The 26,040-nt window shown below is 41.5% G+C and carries 17 protein-coding genes; 13 read left to right on the forward strand and 4 right to left on the reverse strand.

The window, feature by feature from the left end:
- Window positions 1–69 precede the first annotated feature (69 nt).
- The 3 genes from serS to rplU all read right to left on the reverse strand — a co-directional run bounded on the left by serS (window position 70) and on the right by rplU (window position 2,085).
- Window positions 70–1,344 carry a serine--tRNA ligase gene (serS, locus tag PGR74_RS08230; protein ID WP_041502056.1) on the reverse strand — a complete coding sequence of 425 codons (1,275 nt, stop codon included), beginning with the start codon at window positions 1,342–1,344 and terminating at the stop codon, window positions 70–72.
- A gap of 135 nt (window positions 1,345–1,479) precedes the next feature.
- Complete coding sequence (gene rpmA, locus PGR74_RS08235) at window positions 1,480–1,740, reverse strand: 50S ribosomal protein L27 (RefSeq protein WP_041502055.1); 261 nt, start codon at window positions 1,738–1,740, stop codon at window positions 1,480–1,482.
- Between the two features lie 33 nt (window positions 1,741–1,773).
- Window positions 1,774–2,085: a 50S ribosomal protein L21 gene (rplU, locus tag PGR74_RS08240; RefSeq protein ID WP_041502054.1), complete on the reverse strand. Its 312-nt coding sequence runs from the start codon at window positions 2,083–2,085 to the stop codon at window positions 1,774–1,776.
- 269 nt (window positions 2,086–2,354) lie between these two features.
- Here rplU and PGR74_RS08245 point away from each other — a divergent pair, with 269 nt between their 5' ends.
- The 5 genes from PGR74_RS08245 to trmD all read left to right on the forward strand — a co-directional run bounded on the left by PGR74_RS08245 (window position 2,355) and on the right by trmD (window position 10,445).
- Complete coding sequence (locus tag PGR74_RS08245) at window positions 2,355–5,744, forward strand: ABC transporter permease/M1 family aminopeptidase (RefSeq protein ID WP_160289123.1); 3,390 nt, start codon at window positions 2,355–2,357, stop codon at window positions 5,742–5,744.
- Between the two features lie 98 nt (window positions 5,745–5,842).
- Entirely contained in the window at window positions 5,843–6,391 is a 549-nt protein-coding gene (locus PGR74_RS08250; protein ID WP_041502208.1) for a 1-acyl-sn-glycerol-3-phosphate acyltransferase, read from the forward strand.
- A gap of 2 nt (window positions 6,392–6,393) precedes the next feature.
- The gene (locus PGR74_RS08255; protein ID WP_041502052.1) at window positions 6,394–7,173 is read left to right on the forward strand and encodes an amidohydrolase; all 780 of its coding nucleotides are present in this window, start codon (window positions 6,394–6,396) and stop codon (window positions 7,171–7,173) included.
- A gap of 89 nt (window positions 7,174–7,262) precedes the next feature.
- Window positions 7,263–9,383: a S9 family peptidase gene (locus tag PGR74_RS08260; protein WP_052634332.1), complete on the forward strand. Its 2,121-nt coding sequence runs from the start codon at window positions 7,263–7,265 to the stop codon at window positions 9,381–9,383.
- Window positions 9,384–9,752: 369 nt separating this feature from the next.
- On the forward strand, window positions 9,753–10,445 hold the full coding sequence (trmD, locus tag PGR74_RS08265) for a tRNA (guanosine(37)-N1)-methyltransferase TrmD (protein WP_041502051.1): 693 nt from the start codon (window positions 9,753–9,755) through the stop codon (window positions 10,443–10,445).
- Window positions 10,446–10,920: 475 nt separating this feature from the next.
- On the opposite strand, the gene PGR74_RS08270 is transcribed toward trmD, so the two are convergent.
- Window positions 10,921–11,340 carry a carboxypeptidase-like regulatory domain-containing protein gene (locus PGR74_RS08270; RefSeq protein WP_041505411.1) on the reverse strand — a complete coding sequence of 140 codons (420 nt, stop codon included), beginning with the start codon at window positions 11,338–11,340 and terminating at the stop codon, window positions 10,921–10,923.
- Window positions 11,341–11,593: 253 nt separating this feature from the next.
- Between PGR74_RS08270 and rpsA the strand changes: the two genes are divergently transcribed.
- From rpsA to PGR74_RS08310, 8 genes are all read left to right on the forward strand, one after another.
- Complete coding sequence (gene rpsA, locus PGR74_RS08275) at window positions 11,594–13,441, forward strand: 30S ribosomal protein S1 (protein WP_394341858.1); 1,848 nt, start codon at window positions 11,594–11,596, stop codon at window positions 13,439–13,441.
- Between the two features lie 7 nt (window positions 13,442–13,448).
- The gene (locus tag PGR74_RS08280) at window positions 13,449–14,387 is read left to right on the forward strand and encodes a ribonuclease Z (RefSeq protein WP_041502049.1); all 939 of its coding nucleotides are present in this window, start codon (window positions 13,449–13,451) and stop codon (window positions 14,385–14,387) included.
- 206 nt (window positions 14,388–14,593) lie between these two features.
- On the forward strand, window positions 14,594–15,523 hold the full coding sequence (locus PGR74_RS08285; protein WP_041502048.1) for an ABC transporter ATP-binding protein: 930 nt from the start codon (window positions 14,594–14,596) through the stop codon (window positions 15,521–15,523).
- 11 nt (window positions 15,524–15,534) lie between these two features.
- On the forward strand, window positions 15,535–17,823 hold the full coding sequence (locus PGR74_RS08290; RefSeq protein WP_041505412.1) for a Gldg family protein: 2,289 nt from the start codon (window positions 15,535–15,537) through the stop codon (window positions 17,821–17,823).
- A 39-nt stretch (window positions 17,824–17,862) separates the two neighbouring features.
- Window positions 17,863–20,136 carry a Gldg family protein gene (locus PGR74_RS08295; RefSeq protein ID WP_236684998.1) on the forward strand — a complete coding sequence of 758 codons (2,274 nt, stop codon included), beginning with the start codon at window positions 17,863–17,865 and terminating at the stop codon, window positions 20,134–20,136.
- A gap of 482 nt (window positions 20,137–20,618) precedes the next feature.
- Window positions 20,619–21,173, forward strand: coding sequence for an RNA polymerase sigma-70 factor (locus tag PGR74_RS08300; RefSeq protein ID WP_041502045.1), 555 nt, complete (start codon window positions 20,619–20,621; stop codon window positions 21,171–21,173).
- Window positions 21,174–21,227: 54 nt separating this feature from the next.
- The gene (locus PGR74_RS08305) at window positions 21,228–22,418 is read left to right on the forward strand and encodes a FecR family protein (RefSeq protein WP_041502044.1); all 1,191 of its coding nucleotides are present in this window, start codon (window positions 21,228–21,230) and stop codon (window positions 22,416–22,418) included.
- Window positions 22,419–22,667: 249 nt separating this feature from the next.
- Window positions 22,668–26,024: a SusC/RagA family TonB-linked outer membrane protein gene (locus PGR74_RS08310; RefSeq protein ID WP_041505413.1), complete on the forward strand. Its 3,357-nt coding sequence runs from the start codon at window positions 22,668–22,670 to the stop codon at window positions 26,022–26,024.
- The last annotated feature ends 16 nt before the right edge of the window (window positions 26,025–26,040 follow it).

Below are 26,040 nucleotides of genomic sequence, written 5' to 3' on the forward strand. Positions count from 1 at the left end.
ATATGGGAATGAACTGTTTACCTCTAAAAGCCCGATTATAAACAATTCGGCTTTCAGAGGTAATGGTTATTATTTTATCAAATCGGTTTTCATAAACGGCTGCAATACTTCCGGCACGCGAATGCCTTCGGGACTTTGGTTGTTTTCCAACAAAGCGGCCACGATACGGGGAAGGGCTAACGAACTGCCGTTCAGAGTATGCGCCAGCGTTGTCTTTTTGTCTCCTTTGTTTTTAAACCGTAATTTCAAACGGTTGGCTTGGAACTCTTCGAAGTTGGATACGGAGCTTACCTCTAACCAACGGTCTTGTGCTTTCGAATAAACTTCGAAGTCATAGGTTAAAGCAGAGGTAAAGCTCATATCTCCGCCACAAAGACGAACGATCCGATAGGGAAGGCCTAATTGGATCAATAAACTTTCCACGTGTTTAACCATACCGTCCAAGGCTTCGTAGGATACTTCCGGACGGGTAATCTGGACGATTTCCACCTTATCGAATTGGTGCAGGCGGTTCAGACCGCGCACGTCCTTTCCGTAAGAACCGGCTTCCCGCCGGAAACAAGCCGTATAGGCGGTATTTTTAATCGGCAATTGTTCCGCATCCAGAATCACGTCACGGTACAGGTTGGTAACGGGAACCTCCGCAGTCGGGATAAGATAGAGTCGGTCCTCGTTAACGTAATACATCTGTCCCTCTTTGTCCGGCAATTGTCCGGTTCCGAAGCCGGAATCTTCATTGACGACCAAAGGAGGCATGACCTCTTCGTATCCTGCTTTTGTATTTTCTTCGAGAAAGAAATAGATTAATGCTCTTTGTAAACGGGCCCCTAATCCCTTGTATACAGGAAATCCGGCTCCCGTGATTTTTACGCCCACCTCGAAATCTATCAATTGATATTTTTTTGCCAGATCCCAATGGGCTAATTGGCCTTCCTCGTGGACCGGAATATTATCGCTGATCTTTACGATCACGTTGTCTGCTGCACTTTTACCGGGAGGAACACAATCGTGCGGAAGATTCGGGAGTCTGACGATTAGTTCGTTCAATTCTGCTAAGGTGTCGCTGTGTCTCGTCGTTAAAGCGGCAATCTCTTCCTTTAAGCGGGTGGTTTGTGCTTTAGCCGTCTCGGCTTCGGCTTTTTTCCCCTCTTTCATGAATAACCCGATCTGTTTGGAGATCGTGTTCATTTCTGCCAGCTTGTTGTCCGATTCTTTTTGAAGATTTTTTCTCGCATCATCGAGATATATGATTTTTTCCACCAATTCCTTTGCATCAAAGTTCTTGACGGCTAATTTTCGAATAACCGTCTCTTTGTTCTCTTGAATAAATTTTAAATTCAACATATTGATTTCGATTTATGATTTACGTTGGATTCCGGTCATTAAGTTGTCGATCCGAAACTCTTGTTTGCGGTTGTAAAAATAAAAAAAACTCCTGTCTTTAAGAGGCAGGAGTTTAAATATTTTGCATTTTTCTATTTATTCTGCAATAGGTTCTATGGAGACGTAAGATTTATCTCCTTGTTTTCTGGTGAAAACAACGTTTCCGTCAATCAAAGCAAATAAAGTATGATCTCTACCCATGCCCACGTTTAATCCCGGGTGATGTTGGGTTCCTCTTTGACGAACGATAATATTACCGGCTTTGGCAAACTGTCCGCCAAAAACCTTCACTCCTAATCGTTTACTTTCAGATTCACGACCGTTCTTAGAGCTACCTACTCCTTTTTTATGTGCCATATCGTATTAAAATTTTAGAAGTTACAAAATAAATTAAGCGTTGATCTCTTCAATTTGAAGCTGAGTCAAATATTGACGATGACCTTGTTTCTTAGCGTAACCTTTTCTTCTTTTCTTTTTGAAAACGATTACCTTGTCCCCTTTTAAGTGGGATAGTACTTTGGCCGTAACCTTTGCTCCCTCTACAATAGGAGTTCCGACTTTTACCTGACCTTCGTTTTCCACCAAGTATACTTTGTCAAATTCTACTTGTGAGCCTTCTTCTGCTTCCAGTCTGTGTACATAGACTTTACGGTCTTTTTCTACTTTGAACTGCTGTCCTGCGATTTCTACAATAGCGTACATTGTTTTTTATTATTAAAGTTAATACCATGGGGTGGGATGATTCCGCTTTTCATACCCCTGAGGTTAAATTTTCGCTCGGCAAAGGTAATAATAGTTTTTTGAATAGCAATCTTTTCGCTGGAAAAATCAATGATGGTGATTTGTCATTGTTTTATTTATAAAAATATATATATATTTAATAGCTGTATTGTCGTCTTATTTGAAGATCTTGACGTTTTACTTTCGCTTAAAATGTTGTATTTGTTTTCTAAATTGTAAAGATGGGGATAATGAATTTTAATCATATCGATCTGGTAGCCAAGTACGAGGAAAGAATCGTAAGGAGAAGCGGTATTTTCGTTTTTCTGGCGTTTTTGCTAATCGGGGGAATTTTAAGTTTTCACGTGTTTGCGCATAGTGACTGGCGTATTGCTTCTTACGCCTTTAGATTGGATATTCCTTCTGCCATCCCCTACACGAATGCTTATTTATTTTGCATTTTTCAAGCCTTTCTATCTATATTTATAGCGGGTGATTTTATAAGAAGGGAACCGCAAAAAAACACGAATGAAGCTTTATTGACACGTTCTGTCACTAATGTGGAATACGTGTTGGGAAAGGGATTAGCTGTTGTGAAAATTTTGATTGTGCTGGATATCGTGTTAATGGTGTTAACATTGATCCTTCACGTTTCTGCGACGGATGCGGTATTTTCTCCTTTATTGTATCTGTTTTATTTCTTTACCTTAACACTACCGGCCATTTTTTTTACCACGGCATGGATTGTATGTATAAAGATTTTCGTGCGGTCACGGGTTTTTGCTCTGTTGTTGTTATTGTTATGTTTGTGGGGAACTTTAATGCTACTTCCGTTTTTAGCTCACGGGATAGGTGATTTTACGGCTTCGCGTATACCGAATATATTTTCGCCCATAGCGGGACATCCCGGAATAGGAAGTTATCTTTTGCAGCGCTTGGTGTTTGTTTGGTTTGCCCTGGGGTTATTCGCTCTTTCCGTTGTCGGTTTCAAACGATTATCCGAAAAGCGGAAGTACGTCGGATGGATTATACCCGTTTGTTTTTGGGCAGGTATAGTCACCGCTTGTTGTTATCTTTTCCCTTTTGAACGTCATAATGAACTTCGGGATCATTATCGGTCTATTTACGAACGGTACGATAATACTCCCAAGGTGAACACGAATAAACACGAGATCACGTTTCGTCAGGAAGGAGAACGTTTATCTTCGACCAGTAAGCTCATGATCGAAAATCGGAACCTCACGGCGATAGATACGCTACTGTTTTACCTGAACCCGGGGTTGGAGCTTTCCGGCTTGACAATAGACGGAAGGGAGATGTCCTTCGAGCGAGAGGAGCAGGTAATAATTATTCCGTATGGGTTGCAGCCGGGTGATAGTTTATCGGTAACCATGAGTTATTCGGGAAAGATCGATCCTTTTATTTGTTATCCCGATATCGAGAATAAAGAGTTTAACGAGATGGATTTTAACAACATGTTATGTTTAGGTCATCGTTTTTTCTTTTTGACGGACGCTTTTACCTTGTTGACTCCTGAAACGATCTGGTATCCCACGACGATACCGGTTACTAACATCGGTTTTCCCTGGATGTCCCGTCGTGATTACACGTTATACCGGTTGACCGTGGTAGATCCCGTTCAAAAAACAGTTCTTTCGCAGGGAGAGATGTCCGTAAAGGAGGATACGATCCGTTTCGATAACAAGCAGAATCTTTTTGGAATAACGTTAGTGATGGGCGACATGGATAAAGAACAGTTTCGAGCTCTGGATTTTTTAAGTGAATATTACTATCCCCGGGGAGAGATCCCCTGTCAAGGGGCATTTTTGGCTTCAGAGGAAGGAAAAACACAATCCGTAGAAAGAATCAAATGGTTATTTACAACTTATTATAAGTATCCGTACGGGAAGGTGCAGCTTGTAGAAGTTCCTGTTTCTTTTCATACTTTTATTCGCCGGTGGAGAGAGGGAACCGATTACGTCCACCCGGAGCTCTTTTTTGTATCGGAACGGCGAACCAGCCGATTGACGGATTACAAAGACATCTTAGAAAAAAAGATACAGAGAGATTTGGCGCAAATCACTGAAGACATGAAAGATATGTTATGGGATGCGGTGAAAGCTATGCCGTTGGCTGAAGTTGAATCTGACCTAATTGTAAAAAATTTTAATTTGTTTTATAGAGCGGAACGAGAAAAGAATTTTTTTTCCTGGTTGTCTTTTATGAAAAAAAACGAGGATCGTTCTTCTATCACGGCATCTTCCTGGAATAAATACGATTGTTCTTTTTTGGGAAAAGAGGGTACTGTCTTGTTGAGTTCTTTCCGGTATCCCATGATTAATTCACTGTTTAACGTGATGAAGACGGATGAGTCACTTGCGAGTAATATATGGTTCAAAATAGTAAGGGATATGAAGGCAATTGAATTTCTTTCGGAGAAGAGCTTGGAACAAGCGTTTCAACCGGGAGAGGTGGTTCCTGAAATAAAGAGTATTGTAGACGTGAAAGGAAAAGAGTTGAGAAATCGTTTACTAAGTTTGGTGGGAGATTCGTTGAATCGCTTTGTCGATAGCTTTACGGAACGTTATAAACACAAAGAGGTCGATTTTGACCTGTTTTGTAGCGAGTTGAATCGTCGTTTTGATATAGATATTTATCCTGTATTGAATAGATGGTACACGGGGAAAGGGATTCCTTCTTTCGTGGTTCGGGATATAGAAATAAATGGGGATAAGGAAAAAGAGCTGGCTACAGTTTATTTTAAAGTTTGGAATAAAAGTGAGGTAGAGGGAATGGTTTCCGTGAATTATCAGTTTGCAAAAACCTCTGCGTTAAAATACATCACGATTGCTCCTCGTGCTTGTCTGGAGGTTGCGTTAGCCGTCCCGTTTAAAGATGGATTTTCGCAGTTTTCAATTTACCTCGGTTTATCTAAGAATTTACCGGAAGAGTTTGTCATTTGGGATGAGGGAAAAGTGTGGGTAGATCGAGATACGATTCGAGAGATCGACACGACTTGTTTTATGCCCCCTGCTAATGAAATTATCGTGGATAACGAGGACGAGGGATTTGTGATCCGGGAAGAGCGGTCGTCTTATTTCGAAAAGCCGGCTAAGGATAAAAAATACAATTCTTATCCTCCGAAGCAATCCGAATGGCGTTGGACACTTTTTGCTTCGTACGATGCTTATGGGGATGTGGTAAGAAGTTTTTACAGTAAGGGTAGCGGTAGAGGTAAGTCTCAGGTAGAGTGGAATGCCTCGATTCAGGAAGCGGGTACGTACGAGTTGTTTATCAAACATGTTTCTATTGATGGAAATTCTCGGAAATGGAAGGATGCTCCATCGGTGGAATACTCTTTCTTTCATGATAATGTAGAAGATAAAATAGTTTTCATTACTGATCAGTATTGGAAAGATAATATATTAACGGTTAAATTACATCGGGCAAACGGGGAGCAAGAAGAGATCGAGTTGGAGGGAAGAAAAGAGGGGAGAGGTTCTGATTTTTTTTATGGATGGATTTTTTCGGGAAGGTATGAGCTTTCTCCGGGCAATGTGAAGCTCATGCTTCAGGACAAGGGACTTTTACCCGGGGAGGTGTTGGCTGCCGATGCGGTAAAATGGGTTAAGGTAGAGTAAGATTTGTGTTGAAAATGATTATATCCCGGGGAAATCGATTTTATCTCCGGGATTTGTTTTATTTTTGCATGGGATTGGTTTTGTTAATTGGTAATGATATGAAATATATTGCTCGTTTTATCATGAAACTTTTCGGTTGGAAGATGGTCGGAGAGTTACCGAAAGATAAGAAAGCTGTGGTTATTTCCGTTCCCCATACTTCTATAATGGATTTTATTTGGGGAAAGTTGACTTTTATGAGTAAGGGAATACCCACATTTATATTGATGAAGAAAGAGTTTTTCTTTTTTCCGTTGGGAATGATATTGCGTGCGATGCATGTGATACCGGTTGACCGGGGAAATAAGGATAATCATTTGGTGGAGCAGATGGTGGAGGAGTTTAAGAAACGAGATACCATGTATTTGACGATTACTCCGGAAGGAAGTCGGAAAAAAAGGAAGAAATGGAAAAAGGGTTTTTTAGTAATTGCCAAGCAAGCCGGAGTTCCGGTTTATTTAGGACGTATCGATTACAAATACAAGTATTGCACGTGGGGAACCCGTTTTGAACCGTCGGATGATCCGGATGCCGATTTGCGTTACATCATGTCGACTTATAAGGATGCTCATCCTCGTCATCCAGAGAATTTTTCTACCGGTGATTGATTATGAAAGGGAAATTAAATATAGCTATTATACAAGCCCGGTTAGCGTGGGAAAACGTTCCTGAAAATTTAAGGCGTTTTGACGAGCGGATAGAGCATGTGACAGGGGCGGAGGTAATTGTTTTGCCGGAGATGTTTTCTTCCGGTTTTACCATGCAGGGTAAGGAGAAAATAGCTCCTTTTTACGAGGAGACTTATTCGAAATTGTTGGAATGGGCTTCCCGGAAGAAAGCTTTGATTATGGGATCGGTTATCTTTCGCCAGGAGGAGCGTTTTTATAATCGCTTATTGGCTGTTTTTCCGGATGGGAAGGTAGAGTGGTATGATAAGCGTCATTGTTTCACCATGGGGGGAGAAGACAAACATTTTACGTCCGGAAATAAAAAATTGCTCATTGAATACGAAGGGGTGAAAATAGCACCTTTCATATGTTATGATTTGCGTTTTCCGGTGTGGAGCCGCAATACGGAAATGTACGATATGGCTGTTTACGTGGCCAATTGGCCTGCCGTCCGGCGGGAAGCGTGGCAAATACTGTTGCGGGCGAGAGCGATAGAGAATCAATGTTATGTAATAGGTGTAAATTGTGTCGGGAAAGACGGGAACGAATTGGAGTATTCCGGTGATTCTGCGATTGTTTCTCCCAAGGGAGAGGTGCTGGTGCGATGTGAGGTTTACGAAGATGATATTCGTCAGATGGATATCGATTTGGTCGGTTTACGGGAATTTCGGAAGAGATTTCCCGTACTGGAAGACCGAGATAGGTTTATTATTCAGAAATAGTAGTAATTTCGCGTGTATTGTAGATCATAAGTAGTAATAACAGTTAACGGCAACGGATTTTGTATTCGAAGCTATTAAAAATGTAAGAAATGAAAAAAATTGGGTTAACCTTAATGGGATTGTGTATGATGTTAAGTTTGGCTGCGCAGGAGAAAATTTTGACAATGGAAGAGGCTATCGTGGGGTATCACCTCTATCCGCAGTCGAAATATATCGCGTGGCAGGGAGAGAGTAATAATTATACTTATCTTTCTGATAAAAATTTGATAAGTGAAAATGCGGCCACGGGAGAAAAAAGGGTCGTATTGACAACGGAAGAGTTGAATCGGATTTTAGGAACGGAATTGAAGGGATTTCCTCAGTTCTCCTGGTTGGATGAACAGACATTGGCTGTTCGACGTCAAGGTAAAGAGTTCCAAATCGATGTGGTCGGTAAAAGGTTGAAAAATACCATCGTGTTTCCCAAGGGTGCTGCTAATATAACTTATTGTGCTCCGGCTGAGGCTTATGCCTACACGGTGGATAATAATCTTTATTATGTCGATAAGCGAGGAAATAGTTTTGCCGTGACGGAGGATGAGGATAAGAATATCGTGAACGGGCAGTTCGTGAGCAGAAATGAATTTAATATTAACGAGGGGATATTTTGGGCTCCTGACGGAAAAAAAATGGCTTTTTACCGTAAAGACGAGAGTGAAGTAACCTCTTTTCCCTTGTTGGATATCGAGAGCCGTACGGGTACGTTACGTGAGATTAAATACCCGATGGCCGGAATGAAATCGGAGCAGGTAAGTTTAGGTATATACGATATGGCTTCCCAACGTATCGTGTTTTTGAATGCGGATGATTTTGGTAGGGAACAATACCTGACTAATATTACATGGAGCCCCCGAGGGGATGCCATTTACGTGCAGGTCTTGAATCGGGGACAGAATCATATGCGTTTGAATAAATACGATGCGTCAACAGGTAAATTGATAGCGACTCTGTTCGAGGAAAAATCGGATACTTACGTGGAACCGCAGGATAAATTGCATTTTGTCAACGGTTCGGATCGTTTTATTTTCCGGACGAATAACCGGGACGGTTATTTTAATCTTTATCTGCATGACGGGGACGGAAAATTACTTAAACGTTTGACTCCGGTGGAAGCTGATGTAGAGTTTGTCGCTATGGATAAGGCGGGTAAATATGCATACTATCTTTCGTCCGAGATCTCCCCGGTTGAGAAACAGCTTTTCCGGGTGGATTTGAAAAGCGGAAAAAGAAGTCGTTTGACTTCCGCCGAAGGATGGCACATGATTAACATGAGTAGCGACTGCTCCTATTTCGTGGATAATTACAGCAACCAATATGTTCCCCGGGTCATTGATTTGGTAGCTAATAACGGGAAACAGGTGCGTCGTATTTTGACGGCCGAAAATCCGGTGAAGGACTATAAATTCGGAGATATTACTTTGGGCAAAATAAAAGCGGCTGACGGGAGTGATCTGTACTATCGTTTGATCAAACCGATCGATTTCGATCCGAATAAGAGATATCCGGTGATCCATTATGTGTATGGAGGCCCGCATCTGCAGCTGGTTAAGAATTCCTGGAATGCCTCTTTGAGTATGTGGGAGATGTATATGGCCCAGCGGGGATACGTGGTGTTTATATTGGATAATCACGGAACACCTAACCGGGGAAAAGCGTTTGAGGATATCATCCATCGGCAATGCGGACAACAAGAGATGGCCGATCAGATAGAGGGAATTAAATTCCTGACTTCTCAGCCGTGGGTAGATACGGATCGTATCGGTGTTCACGGATGGAGTTACGGAGGATTTATGACCATATCGTTGATTACCAATTATCCGGATATCTATAAGGTAGCCGTGGCCGGAGGTCCCGTTATCGATTGGAAGTGGTATGAAGTGATGTACGGAGAACGTTATATGGATAGCCCTCAAGAGAATCCGCAAGGATATGAGAAAGTAAGCCTTATTCATAAAGCGAAAGATTTAAAGGGAAAATTATTGATTTGCCAAGGAGCGGTCGATCCGGTAGTTGTGTGGGAGCATAGTTTAAGCTTTATCCGGGAGTGTATTAAAAATAACGTACAGGTGGATTATTTTCCTTACCCGTGTGCCGAGCACAATGTACGGGGTCGGGACCGGATTCATTTGATGCAAAAAGTGACGAATTATTTTGAAGATTATTTGAAATAAAATACGGAACAGGAGCCCAGATGGCGGCTCCTGTTTTTTTTATCAAGAAATCGGTCCGCGTGGAAAGTCCCGTTATAGGAAGTTGACGGTATGCGATATTTTGACGCAGGTGGTATCTCGAAGGTATGTAATTACATTTAGTAGTTTATTTTTTCTGTTTCTTCGGGTACTAATGGCTTCGATGTCGGAATTGAAATTTTTGTAGGGAGTAGTTTCCTGTCAATATTCAGGGGGAGGACGATGGTAACTTATGGAGCGATTTTTTTTTGAGGAGGCTATTTGTTGGAATAGGTTCATTAGAGTCTATGACTTTATCCGTATATTTGCCTCGAAATGGAAAGCTGTTTTCAACGTTCAATATTTTAATGTATGCGTATAGATATTTTAAGTGTAATACCGGAATTATTGGAGAGTCCGTTAAATCATTCCATTATTAAGCGGGCGAAAGAGAAGGGAATTGTGGAAATTTTTATCCATAATATCCGGGATTGGTCGAGAGACAAACATCGGAAGGTGGATGATTATTCGTTCGGGGGAGACGCGGGATTGGTTATGATGATTCAACCGGTTTTTGATTGCATTCGGGAGTTGACTTCCCAACGTCGGTATGACGAAATTATCTATACGGCTCCCGATGCTCCGACATTTAATCAACGAATGGCTAATGAATTGTCGTTGAAGGAGAATATTATGATTCTTTGCGGACATTATAAAGGGGTGGATCAACGAATCCGGGATTATTTGATTACCAGGGAAATATCTGTCGGGGACTATGTGTTGACGGGTGGGGAGTTACCTGCCTGTATCATGACCGATGCCATTGTTCGTTTGATTCCCGGGGCTATGAATGACGAGAGTTCGGCATTGAGCGATTCGTTTCAGGACAATTTATTGGCACCTCCTGTTTATACCCGTCCGGCGGATTTTAACGGATGGAAGGTTCCGGAGGTCTTGCTTTCCGGTAATCACGCGTTAATCGACGAATGGCAGGAAGAGCAGGCATACGAGAGAACCAGGTTATTGCGTCCGGATTTGCTGGGGGAAGATGAGTCTTCCGAGTAAATCCACTTCGTCTGTATCGAGGGTTTTATCGTTATAATGAACCTGAAAAGGAAAACGGGTGTAAGGTTGGCGTGAAAAAACAGAATGGATAACGAGTTGAAATGAAGAATCGCTGGCCGATAAATAAATAGCCCGATGATTATAGCTATCAGGCTTAATGAAATGTACGTATCATGATTCCGACGCTATTCCCGAAAAGATTCCGTTATTGTATAGGGCGGGACAAATAGTCTCCAGTGAATCGATCTGTCTGTTTGGGTATCCCCTACAACAATGAAATAACGATAAACGATTATAAAAATAAAAAGACATGTTACCGTAAAGGAGTGGTCACAAACAATAAATATATGATTCCTATCAGTATTACGATTACTGAAATTTAAAAATAAGATCTCACCAAGTCGTTTTAAATTTAATTCGAGTCACGGACCGGATATGCCGGGTGTTTATCATGAACAGAACATGTCCCTGTCAATTAACAAGCTTTTAATAAAAATGAAGGGGTATCAGTTCTTTTCGCTGGAATGTGTATTGAATTTGTTCCCGGAAAATTAGCAACTAAATCGGTATTTTCTGTCGTATCTTCACGTAGGGTGATGGTGAACGTGGCACTACCGGCGTTGGGTACGAATATGGCTGTTTCTGTCGTTTTATAGCCGATGTATGAGATTCTCAGTTTATACTCTTTCCCCATAACGGGTATGTTAAATTCGCATGTACCGTCCGCGGCTGTACTTGCTGCTGCAACTGTATTTCCTGTTTTGACATCTATCAATTCTACGGAGGCTCCTTCAATTGCTTCTCCGTTTGGGGCTTTAATTACGACTTTAACACTACCGGCTAAACTTGGAAGATAGATAAATGCCGTTAAAAAAATCATTAAAATTGTTTTCATAGTGGTTTGATTTTTAGTTAATAATTAAGGTCAGCGATTCTAAATTTTTTTCGAATATAGTGAATAATATTTAAATTGCAAATTTGAAACAGTACGGTTGAGAATAGATAAAATCGTGTTTTTGAGTACCACTTTTTTGTAAAATTCATTGTAAGCTAAAGATTTATTTGTATTTTTGCGCCCGTTATTAGAAAACATAATGTCTAATTTATTAGCAGAGAAAGAATTAATCATGACAGAAGAACAAAAAGAAATGCAAGTAGAACTTGCAAAAGAAGAAGTAAAAAAAACGGCGCCGGCAGTGGCAACTGCTGAGGCTGACGAGGATTTTGATTGGGAGGCTTATGCGAATGATGATGTGATTTCTGCATCAGAAAAAGAAGAATTAGCAAAAAAATACGCCGACACTCTTTCTTCCGTGGTAGAAAAAGAGGTAGTTGAGGGTACGGTTATCTCTATGAACAAGAGAGAGGTTGTAGTAAACATCGGTTACAAGTCGGACGGTATTATTTCGTTGAATGAATTCCGTTACAATCCGGAATTGAAGGTGGGTGACAAGGTAGAGGTATACGTTGAAACTCAGGAAGATAAAAAAGGCCAATTGACCTTGTCTCATAAAAAAGCGAGAGCTTTACGTAGCTGGGATCGCGTGAACTCGGCATTGGATAACGATGAGGTGATCAAGGGCTTTGTAAAATGTCGTACGAAGGGTGGTATGATCGTGGATGTATTCGGTATCGAGGCTTTCTTGCCGGGATCTCAGATCGACGTGAAACCGATTCGCGATTACGATGTATACGTTGGTAAGACCATGGAATTCAAAGTGGTTAAAATCAATCAGGAATTCAAAAACGTTGTTGTTTCTCATAAAGCTCTTATTGAGGCTGAGTTGGAACAACAGAAGAAGGATATTATTTCTAAATTGGAAAAAGGACAGGTACTTGAAGGTACTGTTAAGAATATTACCTCTTACGGAGTATTCATCGACTTGGGCGGTGTAGACGGATTGATCCATATTACGGACCTTTCTTGGGGGCGCGTAAACCATCCGAACGAAATCGTTCAATTGGATCAGAAGTTGAATGTGGTTATCCTTGACTTCGATGATGAGAAGAAACGTATTGCCTTAGGTTTGAAACAATTGACTCCTCATCCGTGGGATGCTTTGAGTGCGGACTTGAAGGTCGGTGACCGCGTGAAGGGTAAGGTCGTTGTTATGGCGGATTACGGAGCTTTCGTAGAGATTGCCGCGGGTGTAGAAGGTTTGATTCACGTATCGGAAATGTCTTGGTCTCAACATCTGCGTTCTGCTCAAGATTTCATGAAAGTGGGTGACGAGGTAGAAGCTGTTATTCTTACCTTGGATCGTGATGAGAGAAAGATGTCTTTGGGTATCAAACAGTTGAAAAACGATCCTTGGCAAAATATCGAAGAGAAGTATGCCGTGGGAACAAAACATAAAGCTATTGTTCGTAACTTCACTAACTTCGGGGTATTCGTAGAAATCGAAGAGGGTGTTGACGGATTAATCCATATCTCTGATCTTTCTTGGACGAAGAAAGTGAAACATCCGGCAGAATTTACTCAGATCGGAGCTGAAATCGATGTGGTTGTTCTTGAAATAGACAAGGAGAACAGAAGATTGAGTTTGGGACACAAACAATTGGAAGAGAATCCTTGGGATGTATTCGAGACTATCTTTACCGTTGATTCCATTCATGAAGGAACGATTACTGAAATTTTCGATAAGGGAGCGGTTATCGCATTGCCTTACGGTGTGGAAGGTTTCGCCACTCCACGTCATTTAGTAAAAGAAGACGGATCTCAGGCTCAGGTAGATGAAAAATTGCCGTTCAAAGTAATTGAGTTCAACAAGGGTGCCAAACGGATTATTCTCTCTCATTCCCGTATTTTTGAGGATGAGCAAAAAGCCGTAGAATCAGCCAAGAGAAAAGACGAAGCTCAAACCACGAAAAAAGCCGTTAAGAAAGTGAAAGAGAAGTTGGAAAAAACGACTTTGGGAGATATCACCGAGTTGGCTGCTTTGAAAGATCAAATGGAGGCGCAAGCTGAAGAAGAAGCTAAAAACGAAGAGGCGTAATTGATTCGTGAAATTTGAATTAACCATATTGGGGTGCGGTTCTGCCGTGCCCACTCTTCAAAGAAATGCTGCCGCTCAAGTACTTAATGTGCTTGAGCGGTACTTTCTTATAGATTGCGGTGAGGGTACCCAACACCAGCTCCGGCGTTTTAAGGTGCCTTACAATAAGATCAATCGTATTTTTATTTCTCATTTGCACGGGGATCATTTTTTCGGTCTGATTGGGCTGTTATCTACTTTTTCCATGCAAAACCGCAGGGGCGAGTTACATGTCTATGCCGACAAGCGATTACAGGAGATAATTGAATTTCAATTGAAACTCATGAACTCCCGCTTAAATTATCCCTTGATCTTTCATCATTTGGGACGGGAGCCGGAATTGATATACGAGGACAAGTTGGTTACCGTTCGTTCTTTTCCATTAAAACATCGGTATGAAGCTCCGGCAAACGGTTTTCTGTTTGCCGAGAAAGAGAGGCCGAGAAGTATCTGCCGGGAGATGGCAGAGGCTTTTCAGGTTCCGGTGGCTTTTATGCATCGGTTAAAAGAGGGAGAGGATTTTATAACTTCTGAAGGAGAGATTATTCCTAACGAACGGCTTACGGCGTCTCCGCCGGCACCTCGTTCGTATGCCTATATGACGGATACTCTTTTCCGGGAATCTTTTGCCGAATACGTGCGAGGTGTCGATCTTCTCTATCACGATGCCACGTATGGAGACGAGTTCGCGGACCTGGCGAAGGCGACTTACCACAGTACGGCAACCCAGGCAGCTCGAATGGCCGTGTTGGCCGGGACCAAACGACTTTTGTTAGGACATTTTTCATCCCGTTACATTGATCCTTCTCCTTTATTGGAACAAGCCCGTATCGTTTTTCCTGATACCGAACTTTCCAAGGATGGAGCTGTTTTTGAAATACCTTTGATAAAACGGTCTCGCCTTTAATTTTTATAACAATTCGTTTATACCTGTACGGGCTACGGGAAATTTTTATCGCGACTAAATTCAGCTTAGGAACCTCGATGTTTAGGGAGAGCGAATCTTTGTAGCTTATTTTAAAAATTATTTAGGAACAATAGTACCAACGACGATTTTGAGTATTCTATATACGTGGTTAAAAGATAAAGTCATTTATTCAAAACTATGTTTATATGGAAGAATCAATTGTGAAGGTGGAACATTTGTCCCATCGTTATAGTGTGCAATGGGCTATTCGAGACATTAATTTCGAGATAACCCGTAATGGTATTTACGGTTTGTTGGGTTCTAACGGAGCCGGAAAGTCTACCACGATGAATATTATGTGTGGGGTTTTGAAACAGACGGAGGGAGAGATCTACATTAAAGGGATAAGTATGCGGGAAAATCCGGTAGAGGCGAAGAGATATATCGGATTCCTACCTCAGAAACCTCCGTTATATAATGATTTGACAGTAGAGGAGTTTTTGACGTTTACGGCTAATATCCGAAGAATTCCGGCCAGTGAAGTGGCTGCGGCGGTGAAGAGTGTAATGGGGCGTTGCGGATTGACTCATTTCAGTAAGCGTTTGATCCGTAATCTTTCCGGCGGTTATCAACAGAGAATAGGTATTGCACAAGCTATCATTCATGATCCTGCATTTGTCGTATTGGATGAGCCTACCAACGGGTTGGATCCGAATCAAATCGTGGAGATTCGCCATTTGATAAAAGAGATAGCGGAAGACAGAACGATTATTCTTTCTACTCATATTCTACCCGAGGTACAGGCTACCTGTGACTATATACGGATGATAGAGGAGGGGCAAGTGGTCTTTGCCGGAACCGTGGAAGAGTTTGATAATTATATCGTTCCCAGCAGTATATTTGCTTCTTTGGCTTCTGCGCCCGACGTGGAGGATTTGAAGTCTCTTCCGGGAGTGATCAGTGCGGAGCATTTGGGAGGTATCAATTATCGTATTCAATTTACGGATGCGAGAGAGGCCATTTCTCATGTCGTCCAAGCCAGTGTGGCTAATGATTGGCAATTATTGGAAATCCGAATGGAAAAGAGTTCGTTGGATAATATTTTTGCCGAATTATCTACCAAAAGTAAAAAATAAAGAGATTGCGTATGAAGATGATATTTAAAATAGCCAAGACGGAATTGCAGTCTTTGTTTTATTCTCCTGTGGCTTGGTTGATACTGGTTATTTTTACTTTTCAGGTCGGTATGATTGCTTCTGCTTTGTTTGAGGAGACGGTCCGTTATCAAGCCATGGGCTATACCGGCGGAGGTAAAACTTTTTTATTCGGGAAAATATTCACTGTCGTGCAAAGTTATCTTTATCTCTACATCCCTTTGTTGACGATGGGAGTCGTAAGCCGGGATTTGGGGGGCGGCACGATTAAATTGTTACACTCATCTCCATTGCGTAACAGTCAGATCATATTGGGTAAATACTTGGGAGTAATGGTCTTTGGTCTGGCTATGATGGGAGTGTTGGTGTTTTATACCGTTTTGGGACTTTGTACGATCCATTTGATGGATCTTCCTTACGTGTTGTCCGGATTATTGGGGTTGTTCTTGTTGTTGGGCGCTTACGCGGCTATCGGTGTTTTCATGTCCAGTATTACTTCCTATCAGGTCGTGGCGGCTTTGGGCACGTTAGGCGTTTTATCCGTGTTGAATTATGTGGGTATGGTATGGCAGGATATGGAATTTATACGGGATCTTACTTACTGGTTATCTATTAGGGGACGGACGGAGGAATTTATACGGGGATTGATATGCAGTGAGGATGTGATTTACTTTTTAGTCGTTATCGCTTTATTCCTCACTTGGGCTACCCTTCATATACGTTACCGGGTACAAAGGAGTCGTTGGTCCGTACGTTGGGGAGCCTATGTCGGGGCGTTGGTTTTTGTCATGCTGGTAGGTTACCTCAGTTCCCGGCCGAAATTAATGTCTTATTACGATGCTACCCGGACTAAACGAAATTCGTTATCGGTTGCCAGTCAGGATATCGTTGCCAGAGCGGAAGGCGGACTCACGATTACGACTTATACGAATATTTTGGATAAGGATTTCTGGTCGACTTTACCCGGAAGAATAAATAGCGACAAACGGGAATTCCGCGAGTTTGTTCGTTTCAAGCCGGAAATGAAGTTGAAATACGTTTATTTCTATGCTGATGCGAATAATGAGGAGTTGGATCAGCGTTTTCCGGATTTGAATGATAAAGAGAGAGCGGAAAGGTTGTGTGATCAGTTGGAGTTGAATTTTTCGAAATTTCGTTCACCTGAAGAGATGCAGGATATAGAGGATTTGAGCGAAGAGGGGAATCGGACCGTACGGGTCGTGGAACGGGAAAACGGACAAAAAACTTTTTTGCGTTTTTACGATTTCGGCGGTTTCAGGATGGGACCCGGGGAAGCTGAGATTTCTGCTGCTATCAAACGCTTGGTCATGAGATTGCCTCATGTCGGATTTCTGAAAGGACACGGGGAGCGAAGTATATATAAGGAGGGAGACAGGGAGTACAAGCGTTTCTCGAGTGATAAGAGTTTTATGTCGGCTTTGATAAATCAAGGATTTGACGTAGAAGAGGTAACGTTGGAAAAAGAGATTCCGGCCGAAATAGATATTTTGGTTATTTCAGAGTTGAGGTCGGCTTTGACTTCGGCGGAAAAGGCCTATCTGGATCGTTATATCGAAAGAGGGGGAAATTTGTTGATTTTGGGAGAGCCGACAGCACAAGATCGGATGAATCCTGTTGCGGAATCTTTTGGAGTTCAGTTTATGTCCGGAAGATTGGTACGACCGTCAGAGGTTTATCAAGCGGATTTAATTCAAAGTATTCCTACGGATGCCGGAATCGCTTTGTGGGATGGGTTGGCATACATGAGAGAGAGGGAGGGGTGTGTGGCGATGCCCGGGAGTGCCGGGTTGATTTATACGCCGGATAAGGGGTACTCCATGACTCCTATTTTGGTCAGCGATACGGTCGGGTGTTGGAATGAAGTCGGAACGAAAAATTTTATTGAAGGGACGATTACTTATGATTCCTTATCCGGGGATAGGATGGGACCCTTTATTACGGCAATGGCTTTAACCCGCCAGGTGAACGATAAAGAGCAGCGGGTGGTTATCGTGGGTGATTCCGATTGTATCAGCAACGGAGAGTTCGCTTCGGGGCGAAAAGGCGTACCCGCCATGAATTATACTTTAGTGCGGTCAGCCTTTTATTGGCTTTCCTATGAAGAGGTGCCGGTGAGAATAACTTATCCGGAGTTGATCGATGATTACCTTTTCGTGAGTGAAGACGGCATGGAGTTTTTGAGCGTTCTATTCATGGGAATATTACCGGCATTGTTGGCTATGGCCGGTATGATTATTTGGATACGCCGGAAAGGCCGGTAATTTGTTAATTATTTATGTTTTGATGTGATGAAAATGATAATGAAAATCGCGAAAACCGAGTTGCAGATGTTATTTTACTCGCCTGTAGCCTGGTTGATTCTTATAATTTTTACCTTTCAATCGGGTTTGGTCTTTTCCGAGGGAGTTTCGCGGATGGTTCTGGAAAAGACGATGGGGTGGAAATTAATGGGCGTCAGTACGAATATTTTCGTTCGGGTACTTTATTCGATGCAGGAATATCTTTTCCTTTATATTCCTATTTTGACCATGGGATTGGTGAGTCGTGATCTGGCTGGCGGAACAATGAAATTATTGCACTCTTCTCCCATGACCAACGCTCAGATTATTTTAGGAAAATATCTTTCTATGATGATATTTGCTTTGGTATTGGTTGGTATTTTTTTAGTCTACCTGCTTTTTCTTTTGTGTTTTGTCGAGAATGTCGATGTGTTGACCATTCTTTCGGGAATTTTTGGCATTTATTTATTGATATGTACTTATGCGGCTATCGGACTTTTTATGTCGTCTGTCTCTTCCTACCAGATTATCGCTGCTATCGGTACGCTGACCATCTTGTCTTTCCTGAATTATATCAACCAGATGTGGCAAGAGATTGCATTTGTGCGGGATGTGACTTTCTGGTTGTCTATTCGCGGTCGGACAGGGGGGCTTATCGGGGGATTAATTTGTAGCGAAGACCTTATCTACTTTATTATGGTTCCTGCCATGTTCGTCACTTTTGCGATCATACATCTCTCTTCCCGGGTTAAACACGTGTCGTGGGGAAAAAATGCCATGAAATACGCGGGAGTATTTTTAATTATTGCTTGCGTGGGGTATTTAAGTTCTCGTCCCCGTTTGATGGGGTTCGTGGATGTTTCCCGGGAGAAGGGCAATACGCTGACTCCCCATAGTCAGGAGATCGTGAAACTTTTGAAAGGGGGATTGACGATTACCACTTATAATAATCTGATGGACCGGGATTACATGAAGGCATTGCCCCAGTACGTGAATTCCGATAAATACTCTTTCTGGAGATACATACGTTTCAAGCCGGAGATTAAATTGAAATACGTCTATTATTATGATACGGTTGTAAATAAACAGATGGAAAACTTTTATCCGGAACTCTCTTTTGAAGATCGTGCCAGAAGGTTTGCAGGAATTCATAAGTTGAAATTCTCCCGGTATTTATCGCCCGAACAGATCAGAAGCGTGATCGATTTACGTCCGGAGGGTAACTATTTTGTTCGGCAAATAGAGCGGGAGAGCGGAGAAAAAATGTTTTTACGCCTTTACAATGATATGTTCCGGGATCCAGGCGAAGCGGAGATTTCTGCCGCATTCAAACGTATGGTAATGGAGTTGCCTACCGTGGGATTTTTAACGGGACATGGGGAACGGAATATTAATCGGGAAGGAGACCGGGATTATATTCGTTTCGCTCAGGATAAATGGTTCCGTCAGGCTTTGGTTAATCAGGGATTCGATGTGCAAGAGGTCGAACTTACCGGAGAAATACCTGCCGTTATTAAGATCTTGGTGATTGCCGATATGAGGAAAGAGTTGACGGATGAGGAGAAAGAAAAGTTGGATCGTTATATCGAGAGGGGTGGGAATCTGGTACTTATCGGGGAGAACGGATATCAAAAGTATATGAATTCGTTGGTCGAACCTCTGGGAGTTTCTTTCGTGAACGGAGTATTGGTACAACCCTCGGAAAATTATTCTCCGGATATGGTGTTGAGCAGACCGACTCCGGAATCATGGGAGTTGTCTTATTATTTTAAAGGGATGGCCAAATGGAATTCCTGTGCCACGATGCCGGGATGTATGGGACTGGAATATGTGACCGATAAAGGGTTTACGGTAACACCTCTTTTAGTGACCGATTCAACAGGCGTATGGAATGAATTGGAAACGACTAATTTTATAGATGATACGGTAAAATTGAATCCGGCGGTCGGGGAGAGAGAGCAACGTTATGTAACGGCTTTAGCCCTATCCCGGAAGATCGGGGAAAAGGAACAAAAGATTGTCGTGTTGGGAGATGCTGATTGTATCAGTAACATAGAGTTATTTAAGAGAAGAGAGGAGATACGTGCTGAGAATTATTATATTATTTTAGGATCTTTCCACTGGTTATCGGATGGGGAAGCTCCGGTTGATGTTCGCCGTCCTCTTCCCATAGATAACGATATCTTTTTGGGAAAGGAAGGTGCTAAGATTACTAAAGTTGCTTTCACCTGGGTAATCCCCGGATTGATATTACTGTTAGCTCTTTTGGTCTGGATCAGGAGAAGGAGCCGGTAGGTTTAGTTTCTTATATTTTCATGGTGTCGTTTTGCGACACCATGTTTTTTTTAATTAGTAAAAAACCATAATAAATAAAAATAGGGCATGGAACTATAATATTTTATGAATATATTGTTTAATAGTAATCATTATAGCGGAGGAGATTATGCGTATCGAGAGCATTTAAAAAAACAAGAAATCGGATAATACCAAAAGTGTATTCATGTATTCTATATTCAGTAAAGGTCAAATGAGTGTCGGTTTGTGCTGATTTTAGTATTAATAAACGAACGATTTTTGATGACATGGAACAAAAGATTATAAAAGCTATAAATTATTGATTCTTTGAATCAAATACTTTAAAAAAAAGAACAATCGAGATCAGTTACGAATTAGTATTAATCGTTGGTTTTTTGATATGGATAGGGGGAAGATTACGCTGATTTAAATTGTTGATGTGTAGTATACAAATAAAGAAACTAAAAGGGTGAATTCCAACAATGATAAGATTAGAAAGCATTTTGGAAGGGATTAACAGGAAGGATGAACGTAGCTGGGAGCAATTGTATGCAGCCTGTTATGCGGCTTTGTGTACCTATACGGAATCCTTCGTGTCCGATATGGATACGGCTAAAGATATTGTGCAGGAGTTGATGGTGGGCATATGGAATTCGGATGCTCATTTCTCAACCTCGGCAGAGTTATTAAGCTATTTGTATAAGTCTCTACACAATAATTCTTTGATCTACATAAGGAATAAAAAAACGCGGGAACGGATTTTAGATAAATTGACAAAGAACGAAGAAGAGGAGGATGATCATGATTTTTCAATCAGAGTCGTGCGGGAGGAAGTTACGAGATTGTTGTATATGCATATAAGAACTTTACCTCGGATGCGAAGAAAGATTGTTGAGTTGAGTATAAATGGTTTTTCGGGAAAAGAGATCGCGAGTAAGTTGGGTATTAGTATTAATACGGTGAAGGTCCAGAAAAATAGAAGTATAAAGTATTTACGTGATTGTTTAATAAATGTGAAAACGGAATACGAACTCTGATTTTTTTTAAAAAAAAGTAATACCGAGTGAAGGTTTAGGTATTTCATAATCGATATGAAGGAAGAAAAGCGATATATTGAATTAATTATTAAGTCCTGGGCAGGAACACTAACGTTAGCGGAAAAACGAGAAGTGGAGAAGTTGTTGGAAAAGGAAGAGTGGGCGGAATTGAAGAGGGAGTTGGAGAATGACCGCGTTTTAATGGGGCGTTTCAAGGAGTATGAAAAATACGATACGGCAGGAGATTTTTTGTTGTTTTTGGAGCGGGTACGCAAGAATAAAAAAACGACGAAAAAACAGAGGTCTATGTCCCGAATGTTTGCTTGTGCGGCTTGTTTCGCGTGTTTGATCATGGCTTCGTGGATATTTATTCATCAAGAATTATTACCGGTTGACGAAAGCATCGCAAAAGTTTCGCCGATGGAACCCATAGACCGGAATAGTATCCGTTTGATTTTAGACAATGATTCCATGATTGCTTTATCGGGAGAAGCAGAAGCTAAAAAATTGGATACGTTAGGAGTTTCTTTCATGACGGGTATACAGACTTTAGATTATACGCGGGTGAAGCGGGATACGTTGGTCGATTCTATGACCTATCATACTTTAATCGTTCCGAAGGGGTGTGTATTCAACATCGTTTTGGAGGACAGTACGAAAGTGTATCTGAACGCGGAAACCGTGATAAAATACCCGAGGTTTTTTGCTGGAAATAGGCGGGAAGTCTATATAGAGGGGGAAGCCTATTTCGAGGTTAGCAGAGATGAGGAGAGACCTTTTATCGTAAAAGGAAATAATTTCTTCGTGGAGGTGTTGGGAACTTCATTTGATGTAATGAATTATGAGAATGAACACGAATCGCGGGTAACCTTACTGTCCGGTAAAGTAAGGATGTGTACCGAAGATACCGTTTGGCAATTAACACCCGGGGAACAGCTCTCTCTTTCTGTTGCCAACGAGATAAATGTACGTCGTGTAAATACAAAAAATGTGATATCATGGATGGATCGTAAGTTCAATTTCGAAGGAGAGACCTTGGAAATGATTATGAGAAAGATTTGTCGATGGTATGACGTGGAAGTACTGTTTGAGAAGCCTTCTTTACGGGAATCGCGTTTTACGGGGACTCCTCCGAATAATATTTCGTTACAGGAGTTATTGGATGAATTTTTAAATTATACTACGGATATAGAATTTACATTACATAACGGTGTGATTAGTGTAAAAGAGTTAAAGCATATTTAAATTTTTTAGTAATTAGTTAATTGATAGAGTCGGAAGATATCTAAAAGGGGAATTTACATTCTAAATTGTATTTCATTTAATTAAAATTTATATTACAAAATAAATATATATAATATTTCATTAAAAATAGTCTAATATCAATTTTCAGCAAATTCTACAACCAATCTACAAACAGCGGTGAAACCCGCGTAAAAGGAGGCAAACGAATGGAATGCGGGTTTCATTTTTAGTAATTTAAAACTAATCTACATGAAAAAAAAGAAGTCAAACTTATTGATGATGGGGAAAAAGATAAGTAGGATCTTATCTCTTTTTATCTTGCTTCAAGTGTTCGGGTTCGCAATTTGTCGGGCACAGTCTCCGACAGAGCCTAAGTTAACCGTGGAATTCGAGAAGTCAACATTTATGCAGGTGTTGGATTACATTAAAGAAAACACCGATTACGATTACATGTGTAATAATGAGGAGATGAAAAAGATTCCTTTGATTACGCATTCTTTTGAGAATGCCCCGGTTTCTGAAATTCTCGAAGTGTGTTTAAAGGATACGGAATACACTTTCGTTATTACTCGAAACGTGATTGTTATTCAAAAAAGACAGTCGAAAGCTGCCGTTTTGGAACAGGTTACGATTCGTGGAAAGATTTTCGACGAGAAAGATCTGCCTCTGCCCGGAGCTGCGATTGTTGTCAAAGGAACCCATTTGGGGGTAACCTCCGATGTAGATGGAAATTTTAGTTTATCTCTTCCCAGGAAGGATACGGTTCGTCTGTTGGTAAGTTTCGTGGGAATGATTACCAAAGAGGTAACCGTTACGGATTTTCAAAAAGAGGTTATAGTTAAGATGGAGCTCGAGGTAAAACAGGTGGAAGAAGTTATTGTTACCGGGTACGGTAATATTCGGAGATCCGCTTTTACGGGAAATGCGGTGAGTGTGACTCGCGAGGAGCTTTTGAAGGTTTCCAAGACGAATGCCGTTGCAGCTTTGCAGGTTTTCGATCCCTCTTTCCGTATCATAGACAATAATTTGTGGGGTTCGGATCCGAATGCCTTGCCCGAAGTACGGCTCCGCGGCCAGGCCAGTATCGGTGTGAAAGATTTGGATCGGAGTAGCGTATCCAAATCGGTATTGCGTAATAACCCGAATCTGCCTCTTTTCATCATGGATGGATTTAAGGTATCGATCGAGCGCGTATACGATATGGATCCGAACCGTATCGAAAGTATGACTATTTTGAAAGATGCGGCAGCCACGGCGCGATACGGAGCTGAAGCCGCTAACGGTGTTGTCGTTATCACGACGGTAGCTCCTAAAGCCGGAGAAGTTCAATTTACCTATAATATGACGGGTATTTTGGAAATGCCTAATTTGCACGGTTATAATCTGATGAACGCCGAAGAAAAAGTGGAGGCTGAAAAAGCTGCTGGTTTGTATGACTTTACGGATCCCGTTTCTCGAACTTTGTATAACGAGAAAATGAAACTTTTAGCCCGCGGCGTTGATACCTATTGGTTGAGTAAGCCTTTAAGAAACAATTTCAACCATACTCATAGTTTGACGGTGGAAGGCGGTTCCAAAGAGATGAGATACGGACTTAATTTTGCTTTTGACGATCAGAAGGGGGCAATGAAGGGTTCTTACAGACAAGGGCTCGACGTCTCTTTTGATTTCCGCTATTTGACGGAAAAGGTACAGGTCTCCAATTTAATCAGGTATGGTGTCGTGAAGAGTCATGAATCTCCTTATGGAAATTTTTCCGAATATACAACCTTACTACCCTATCTTGAATATAAAGATGCTGACGGAAAGTATGTGAAGTCATTGAAGGATTTTGACTTACATTCAGATCGTTTTAATCCGAATCCTTTGTACGAAGCGAATATAGGAAACTATGACAAGTCTAAATACAACGAGTTGACCGAACAATTCAGTATCAGATGGTATATCTATCCTACACTTCAATTGGAAGGAAGATTGCAGATAAATCAGAGGAGAGACAGGGGAGATAAGTTCACCCATCCTGAGTCTTTGTACAGTGAAAGAGAGGCGGGTGACGATATGTCTTTGCAAGGGCAATTAAGTCGTACCGACGGCGATGATGTTTCATGGCAGGGGCGTGTTTCTTTAACTTATAATGAGTTGGTAGGTAAACATAATATGAATCTTTCCGCCGCAATGGACGTTTCAACTTCCAAAAGGGAGAACAATGCAGCTGTTTACAGGGGATTCCCTTCCGGGGAATTTACCTCTATCAGTTTTGCTAAAGAGGTGGTGGATAAGCCGACTTCAAGCGATGAAAAGAGAAGAACGCTCGGTTTTACCTTGATGTTTAATTATTCTTATAATGATATCTATCTGGGGGATGTCTCTGTTAAGATGGACGGTTCTTCCGAATACGGTTCCGATCGTCGTTTTGCGCCTTTCTGGGCATTCGGTGCCGGTATCAATATTCACAATTATCCGTTTATGAAAAATTCCGTTATTTCTAAGTTGAAACTTCGCGGATCTTACGGAACCGAGGGATCCTTGAACTTCCCTTCATATGCGGCGATTCCGATGCACGAGATCGATATTTCTCGTTGGTATGCAACAGGTCCTGGAGCGTCTTTGATGAGCACGAGAGGTAACACGGACTTGGAGTGGCAAAAAACAAAATTGTTTGATGTCGGTCTCGAATTGGGAATTTTAAATGATCTTATTTACATCCATCCTTCTTACTATATAAAGATTACCAATGGATTGGTGGATAATGTTACGCTACCTTCTTCAACCGGTTTCAGTACTTACACCAGTAATGTGGGTAAAACCGAGAATAAAGGTTTCGAGATAGAATTGAGAAGTAACATCATTAATCGTCAAGATCTCTATTTGGCCGTATTTGCCAATTTGGCTCATGTGACGAATAAGATTAAGAAGATCTCGGATGCTTTGAAGGCTTATAATGATAAGGTAAACGAATACTATTCGGATCAGGAGAACGATGTAACGCGTGTATTGACCAAATATGAAGAGGGACAATCCACGACGGCCGTTTACGGAATGAAATCCTTGGGTATCGATCCGGCGACGGGTAAAGAACTTTATGTTTACAAAGACGGAACTGTGGGGTACGAGTGGAAAGCCACGGAGATGAGTGTTATCGGAGACAAAACGCCGAAAGCGGACGGTTCGTTCGGTCTTAACTTCCGGTATAAAGGCTTCTCTTTGTTTACGGCCTTTACTTATAAGTTCGGAGGAGATTTTTACAATACTACTTTGATATCGAAAGTCGAAAATGCCGATTTCAGAAAGAATGTGGATAAGCGAGCCATGGAATTGCGTTGGCAAAATCCCGGTGATATCACCATGTATAAGGATATAAAAGATCGTGAAGTCGATACGAAACCTACTTCTCGTTTTATGCAGCGTGATAATGAATTGAAATGGAATTCCTTGACATTGGAGTATGATTTCTCGGGAGAAAAATTGCAGAAATATGGTATCAATATGTTGCGGTTCTCTGTGGGAACGACAGATATTTGGAGACTCTCTACGGTGAAGACAGAGCGGGGAACGAATTATCCTTACGCGAATTCGGTGAACTTCACTTTAAATATTGGTTTCTGATCGATGGATTAAAAGT

The sequence above is a fragment of the Sanguibacteroides sp. AM78-02pH3A genome (assembly GCF_027666085.1).
GTDB lineage: Bacteria > Bacteroidota > Bacteroidia > Bacteroidales > Marinifilaceae > Gabonibacter > Gabonibacter massiliensis.